This window comes from Flavobacterium rarum (SeqCode) (genome assembly GCF_965234445.1).
Taxonomy (GTDB): Bacteria; Bacteroidota; Bacteroidia; order Flavobacteriales; family Flavobacteriaceae; genus Flavobacterium; species Flavobacterium rarum.
On the sequence record NZ_OZ248487.1, the window covers coordinates 61,640 to 68,544 of the forward strand.

The 6,905-nt window shown below is 34.4% G+C and carries 6 protein-coding genes; 5 read left to right on the forward strand and 1 reads right to left on the reverse strand.

Annotation, left to right across the window (positions count from 1 at the left end; translation table 11 throughout):
• Positions 1–347: 347 nt before the first annotated feature.
• The 5 genes from AC8GF4_RS07615 to AC8GF4_RS07635 all read left to right on the forward strand — a co-directional run bounded on the left by AC8GF4_RS07615 (position 348) and on the right by AC8GF4_RS07635 (position 6,619).
• Positions 348–1,550, forward strand: coding sequence for a hypothetical protein (locus AC8GF4_RS07615; RefSeq protein ID WP_506593652.1), 1,203 nt, complete (start codon positions 348–350; stop codon positions 1,548–1,550).
• 21 nt (positions 1,551–1,571) lie between these two features.
• Positions 1,572–2,495, forward strand: coding sequence for a hypothetical protein (locus AC8GF4_RS07620; RefSeq protein ID WP_506593653.1), 924 nt, complete (start codon positions 1,572–1,574; stop codon positions 2,493–2,495).
• Positions 2,485–4,041 carry a vanadium-dependent haloperoxidase gene (locus tag AC8GF4_RS07625; RefSeq protein ID WP_506593654.1) on the forward strand — a complete coding sequence of 519 codons (1,557 nt, stop codon included), beginning with the start codon at positions 2,485–2,487 and terminating at the stop codon, positions 4,039–4,041. The genes AC8GF4_RS07620 and AC8GF4_RS07625 overlap by 11 nt, the downstream gene beginning before the upstream one ends.
• Positions 4,042–4,363: 322 nt before the next feature.
• The gene (locus tag AC8GF4_RS07630) at positions 4,364–5,383 is read left to right on the forward strand and encodes a LacI family DNA-binding transcriptional regulator (protein ID WP_506593655.1); all 1,020 of its coding nucleotides are present in this window, start codon (positions 4,364–4,366) and stop codon (positions 5,381–5,383) included.
• A gap of 213 nt (positions 5,384–5,596) precedes the next feature.
• Positions 5,597–6,619 carry a LacI family DNA-binding transcriptional regulator gene (locus AC8GF4_RS07635; RefSeq protein WP_506593656.1) on the forward strand — a complete coding sequence of 341 codons (1,023 nt, stop codon included), beginning with the start codon at positions 5,597–5,599 and terminating at the stop codon, positions 6,617–6,619.
• 59 nt (positions 6,620–6,678) lie between these two features.
• Here AC8GF4_RS07635 and AC8GF4_RS07640 read toward each other — a convergent pair.
• On the reverse strand, positions 6,679–6,905 hold a 227-nt coding region (locus tag AC8GF4_RS07640), incomplete at its 5' end, for an OmpA family protein (protein WP_506593657.1).

The window sequence follows — 6,905 nt, forward strand, 5'->3', positions numbered from 1 at the left end:
TTATTACTTAGAAAAAAAAGACTACTTCTTTTGACGTCATCCTTTTTCGTATTTACTGTAAACACTTTCAAAATCAATCGCCAATTGTGGTTATTGAACTATTTTGAATGTCTTTATGAAAAAATATTGGATTAATCTAATTCAATAATCTGCAATCTTGCATTTAGATTCAGTTGTTACTACGTTAAAATTCAAATATTTACTCTTTTTTTCTTTCTAAAACAAAAATCAAAAAATTCTATTGAAATTCGCTAAAATTATTTTTAGCCATAAACAAAAACGCCTTTTCACAAAAGACCTTTTTCATGATTTTATAGGATAAATTCTAAACAAGCAAAACTATTATTTTGAAAAAAAACAACGCAATTTATATTGCATTTACTGTACTATTAATCATTTTTACCACACTTCAATCTCAAAAAACCAATGCTCAAGGCTGTGTCGCTGTAAGACAAATGGGAGGATTAAATATGACAATGACCAATTCTTATAATTTAAACAAAGGCGATTTACAAATTGGAACCAATTACAGGTATTTCCATTCTTGGAGACATTTTGTTGGAAAAGAAGAACAACCCCAAAGACAAACCACTGGTGGAGGATTGGATGAAAACGGAAAAGAACGTGGGAATGCGGTAAACATCTATTCGCATGCTGTTGATTTAAACATTTCTTACGGACTAACAGACAGAATTCAATTGAACGCCACATTGCCTTATGTAAACAATGAACGTTCTCAAGTTTTAAGACAAAACCCAACAACCAAAAATTACCGCTACAGCGTTTATGCCGATGGAATTGCTGATATCCGTTTGAGTGCTAATTATTGGCTATTTGATCCAACAAAAATGCCAAAAGGAAACATTATGGTAGCTTTAGGAGTAAAACTAAACAATGGCAGTCATGACGAAATGGACGATGCACCACAAACAGACGGAACCATTAAAAATGTGGTGATGGATCAAGCCATCCAACCAGGCGATGGCGGAGTAGGAATTACAACTGAACTTCAACTTTTTAGAAAACTAACTGAGCGTCTTTATGGATTTGCCAATGGTTATTACTTATTCAACCCGAGAGAGTCAAACGGTACTTTCAAATCAGATCCAAAACCTGGATTGGAAGGATATGAACTTTATGCATGCCCGGATCAATATTTTGGACGTGCTGGCTTAATGGTTGCAGTAGATAAAAACCAAAATTTCAATGTTTCTTTAGCGGGAAGAATAGAAGGTATTCCAGCCTATGATGCCTTTGGCGGTCAGGTTGCCTACCGTCGACCAGGATATGTAATAGCTGTAGAATATGGATTTGCTTATACTTTGGGCCGCCATGGCTTTAGCTTATTCATTCCATATAACATCGTGAAAAACCGTATTCAAAGTGCTGCAGACATAGCTTCTCAAGATTTACAAAACTCAAAAATTACAGACCCAAGTAAATATGTACACGTTCAAGGAGATGCCGCATTTGCAGACTATTCTATCAATATTGGATATAATTATCGATTTGGACTTGGAAAGAAAAAGAACATTAGCGTTAAATTATAAAATTAAAGAAAATCATAAAACATGAAGAAAGTTATTTTAAGTTGCTTTTTACTAGGGGCTATTTATTCAAACGCCCAAACTGAAATTGATGCTATCATGATGAGTAAAAATCGATTTTGTACTGGTGCGATTTACCAATACAGCAGTTGGGACAACTATTGGGAAGGTACCAATAAAAGAGAAAATCTGAATATGGGTACTGTTTCAACACAATCCCTTGGAGTAATGGGCAACTATGGATTTACCGACAAACTGAATGTTTTATTCAATATACCTTATGTAAAAACCAACGCTTCTGCAGGAACGATGAAAGGTCAAGAAGGATTTCAAGATTTATCATTGACCCTAAAGTATATGCCTTTCGAAAAGAAAATTAAAAATAATACGTATTCATTATACACTATTGGAAGTTATTCTACACCTGTTTCTAATTATGCTGTTGATTATTTGCCTTTAAGCTTAGGATTAGGAAGCCAAGTAGCCACTTTTCGATTGATGGGAGATTTTCAAAGAGGGAGACTTTTTACTACAGTATCTGGAGCTTACTTACTTAGAAGCAATGTCACCATTGAAAGAAACTCCTATTTCACTACCGAAATGCATTACACCAATGAAGTGGACATGCCCAATGCAATCAATATCAATGCAAGAGCTGGTTACCGCTCGGATAGATTAATTGCTGAGGCTATAGTTGACAATTGGGTTACACAATCTGGCGGTTTTGACATTACTCAAAACAATATGCCTTTCCCTAGCAATACCATGAATGCTTTGCGATTGGGAACCAACATAAAATACACCTTGAAAAGAATTCCAGAACTCGCTTTTATAGGAGGTTCAAATTATGTACTTGACGGTCGAAACGTAGGCCAATCGACCTCATTTTATGGAGGAGCATTTTATGTGATTAATTTTAATAAAAAAGTAAAACAAGATGAAAAATAACACTCAAAAAACAATTTTAAAAAGTCTGTTGATAGTATTAATTGGATTTAATTTTGCTTGTAATGACGAAATCACAGAACGTAACAACTTATTCCCTCAGTTAAGTCCAACAAACACAGACGAACTTGCAGGAACTTGGAAACCAATTTTATTAACCGCGCCTGATGAATTCGCTATAGATGTACCAATTGCAACTACATTGCCCGCTTACACTCGAGAAATCAATGAAATAAAAAGCTACCAAGCCAACATAACCGACGAGCAAAAAGCCATTATTAAATACTGGAGTGTTGGAGGTGTTTTGCGTTGGAACGAAATTATGAGAACATTGGTTGCCAAACACAATCGCCCACCGTACCAAAATCCTGATGGCACCTACCCTATTCCATCTGGTACCAATCCGTTTGCCAATCCAGAATTTCCATTTTCAACGCCACCTTATTCTGCAAGAGCTTATGCCTATGTAAGTGCCGCTCAATATGATGCGCTGATTGCGACTTGGCATTTTAAAAAACTATACAATAGACCTGCTCCATTTGTGGTAGATGCAACATTACCCGTTTTAATTCCAAAAAGCACTTTACCCTCTTATCCATCCGAAGATGCAGTTTTAGCCGGAGTAACAGTTGAATTATTAAAGTTATTATTCCCTACAGAAATTGCCTTTATTCAAGAAAAAGCAGAAGAAGAAAAACTATATCGTATTATCAGCGGTGCCAATGTTAGAAGCGATATCGATGCTGGAATAAGTTTAGGACGAAAAATTGCCGCCAAATTTATTGCCAAAGCATCAACAGATGGGGCTGGAGCAGCAGTTGGCAATCAAGATTTATGGACTTTGTTGGAAACACAAACTATAGCCAAAGGAGAAACCCCTTGGAAATCACAAGAAACTCCTGCAAGACCTCCAATGTTGCCTCTGTTTGGAAAAGTTAAATCATTCTTTCTGACCCCAACTGACATAGTAAAAAATCGTCCTGTGCCGCCTCCTTCAACAAAATCGGAACAATTTGCAAAAGAATTGGCCGAGATAAAAGCATTCAGTAAAAACAATTCTAAAAAACACCAAGAAATTGTTACATTTTGGGCAGATGGCGTTGGGACTTACACTCCACCTGGACATTGGAACGCCATTGCAGCCGAAGCATTTGTTGAACAAAACTATAGCGAAGTACGTTGGGCTAGAAACATGGCATTATTAAACATCTCTATGATGGATGCCGCCATTAGTTGTTGGGACGCCAAGTATTTTTACTTCAATCCAAGACCATCTCAAATGGATCCGTCAATTAAAACGACAACTGGTGTCCCAAATTTCCCAGCTTATGTCTCTGGTCACTCTACTTTTAGTGGAGCAGCAAGCGCTGTTTTATCGCATATTTTACCTTCAAAAGCGGCAAGTTTTAAGGCCATGGCCAAAGAAGCTTCAGATTCTAGATTATTTGGTGCCATACATTACAGAAGTGATTGCGAAAAAGGTTTGATTCTTGGCGAAACAGTTGGTAACTTTGCAATCGCAAGAGCAAAAGCAGATGGTGCAGAATAATTATAAAATACAATAAAAAACAATTATAGAGTTACCCAGTCCTAGGCAACTAAAAAACTAATGATTCATAAAAGGTTGAACACTTTTAAATTCATTTCTTAGTTAGTTAATAGTTTGGTTACTATGTTTAAAAAACTGGGACTGGTAACTTTTTCATAAAATACAACTACATATTATTAAATTGTTGCAAACAACGCACTTTCATTAAAAATTATTGAAAAATAAAAATTTAGATTATTTTTAAAAGCATATTTACAATTAAATCTTTATGTTTGTTAGGAAGAAAAAGTTTTTCAACAAAACTTTAAACCTAAGAGTTTCAATGAAAAATGCAACACTCAAGCAAATTGCCGAACAATTGGGGATTTCAATCACTACTGTTTCAAAAGCAATTAAAAACTATCCAGATGTAAGTCCAGCTACTAAAAAATTAGTTGTAGATTTGGCTACTTCACTAAATTATACTCCTAACAGTTTTGCAGTAAATCTAAGAACGAAAGAGTCTAAAACCATTGGAGTTATCATTCCAACAGTAGATTATCATTTTTTTTCTAAAGTGTTTCAAGGTGTCTTAGAAGAGGCCGAAAAAAGAAATTATCTGGTTATTATTTTGCGTTCTAATGAAAAGTTAGAATTAGAAAAAAAACAGTTGGACCTTTTACTCAGCAAAAGAGTGGATGGAATAATTATCTCTTTATCTAACGAAACAGGAGACTTTGATCATATCAAAAAAGTACTGAACCAAAATATCCCATTAGTGCTTTTTGACAAAATAGCAAAATTAGTCAACTGTTCGAAAGTCACCATAAACGATCGAAAAGCGGCTTATGATGCAACTACTTTTTTAATTAACAAAGGACGTAAAAAAATTGCTCATTTTCGAGGATCGTATATGCCACAAAACTCGATTGATCGTTTTTTAGGGTATAAAAAAGCATTAGAAGACCACAACATTCCTTATGATTCGTCCTTGGTCTATGTTTGTGACAACAATACTGACTTGGAAGATGGCTACAATAACGCGATAAAAGCAATTACAGAACATCCTGATTTGGATGGAATTTTTACCGTGACCGATATGGTTGCAGTTGGAGTTCTTAAATATTTCAACGAAAAAGGCATTGCAATGCCCAAACAAATAGCTATAGTAGGTTTTTGCAATTCATTTGTAACTGAGGTAACCACTCCTAAACTATCTACAGTTGACCAACCCGGTTTTGAAATTGGAAGGGTTGCTGCATCTATCTTGTTTGAAGAAATTAATGCAAAAAAGCAAAACAACCCCGTTGAATTTCAATCCATAGAATTGAGAACATCAATTCTGGAAAGAGAGTCTACTTGATTGGTTATTCGATAATATTTAATATATTGCAGTGACATATTTAATACAAAAATTTATTTTTAGACTTAGTTAAGCATAAATTTTAAATATAAAATTACAATGACAGTAGTTATCTCAATTGAAATCATCGATTACAAATACAAAATAGTAAATGATGAAAAAACATCAATGTAGATTAGGATACCTTATTCCAAAAAACAATATTATCTAAATATGAAAGATATTACTCTTAAAGAAATAGCTACTACATTAGGAATTTCAATTACTACAGTTTCAAAAGCATTAAAAAACTATCCCGATGTAAGTGCGAAGACGAAACAAGCTGTTATTGACCTAGCTCAAAACCTTCATTACACACCCAATAGTTTTGCTGTAAATTTGCGCACAAAAGAATCCAAAACCATTGGACTCATTATACCAGAAGTAATGCATCATTTTTTCTCGAATGTAATTAATGCCATTATTGACGAAGCAGAAAAAAATGGTTATCTAGTGATTATTCTACAATCCAATGAATCTCTTGCATTAGAAAAAAAACAAGTCGATTTATTAATCAACAAAAGGGTGGATGGTATTTTGATATCCTTATCAAATGAAACTAATTACGACGAGCATATCCAACAAATTATCAATCGAAAAATACCATTGGTAATGTTTGATAAAATATCAAAATTGACCCCCTGTTCCAAAGTAATCATTAACGACCAAAAAGCAGCTATGAATGCCGTTCAACATTTAATTGATATGGGATGCAAAAAAATAGTACACATTCGTGGCCCATTAAATCCTCAAAATTCAATTGATCGTTTTATTGGTTACAAAAAAGCATTAGAAAAAAACAAAATTCCATTTGATTCCAACTTGGTTTATACATGTGAAAAAGTAACTTTCCAAGAAGGATATGATTTTACCGCTCAAATCACAAAAGACCATCCGGATGTAGACGGTATTTTTGTAATTACTGATTTGGCTGCAGCTGGTGTAGTATCATATTGCAATGAGAACCTGATCAAAATCCCCGAAAAAATAGCCGTAATTGGTTTTAGTAATTGGTTCATGTCTCAAGTTATTTCTCCAAAATTGAGTTCTGTTGATCAGCCAAGTCACGAAATGGGAGTTGCTTCTTTTGATTTGTTATTGGAAGAAATGATTGCCCATCGAGATGATCTTCCATTTACACCCAGAATCATTGAGCTTGAAACTAATATTATTGCAAGGGAATCTACCTTGAAATAATCCCTTTAAAAAAAAGAAAGCCTCGAAAACATTTATTTCGAGGCTTATATAAATACCCTTTATTTCAACGAAACAATTATGAATTCACTTCGTCTGTTGGCTTGATGTTCTTCCTCAGTACATTTTACGCCATCAGCACATTGATTCACTAACATTGTTTCTCCATATCCTTTCCCGATTAATCGCGTCGAATTTATTCCGTTTTTCACTAACCAAGCTACTGTAGCTTTGGCTCTTTTGTCGGATAGTTTTTCGTTGTATTTCGATGTTTGGCGACTATCGGTAT

Bases quoted from the DNA above. Each gene is read 5' to 3' on its own strand.
- AC8GF4_RS07630 (WP_506593655.1), top strand. From the start codon at position 4,364: ATGAAAAATGCAACACTCAAGCAAATTGCCGAACAATTGGGGATTTCA.
- AC8GF4_RS07635 (WP_506593656.1), top strand. From the start codon at position 5,597: ATGAAAGATATTACTCTTAAAGAAATAGCTACTACATTAGGAATTTCA.
- AC8GF4_RS07620 (WP_506593653.1), top strand. From the start codon at position 1,572: ATGAAGAAAGTTATTTTAAGTTGCTTTTTACTAGGGGCTATTTATTCA.
- AC8GF4_RS07625 (WP_506593654.1), top strand. From the start codon at position 2,485: ATGAAAAATAACACTCAAAAAACAATTTTAAAAAGTCTGTTGATAGTA.